The 212-nt window shown below is 54.7% G+C and carries 1 protein-coding gene; it reads right to left on the minus strand.

The window, feature by feature from the left end:
* Positions 1–206 (minus strand): transposase (locus tag QP970_RS11675; protein ID WP_502870072.1); only part of this gene is annotated, 206 nt, incomplete at its 3' end.
* Between the last annotated feature and the right edge of the window lie 6 nt (positions 207–212).

The raw sequence follows: 212 nt of genomic DNA on the forward strand, positions 1-212 counted from the left end.
ATCCGTTCGGAATCATTCGCCGCTTGGGCTTTATCCTGCATGGCTTTTATACGCGCACGTTTGCCGGTGCCGTACTTCTTGACCCATGAATGCAGCGAGGCACGGTTGATACCGAGCTCGGCTGATGCTGAGTTCAGCGAGAGGTCCTCATTGTTCTCATAGAGGGCCACGGCATCGCGTTTGAACTGTTCGGAGTACCTGGACATGGTGGT

This window comes from Corynebacterium sp. MSK073 (assembly GCF_030232085.1).
GTDB lineage: Bacteria > Actinomycetota > Actinomycetes > Mycobacteriales > Mycobacteriaceae > Corynebacterium.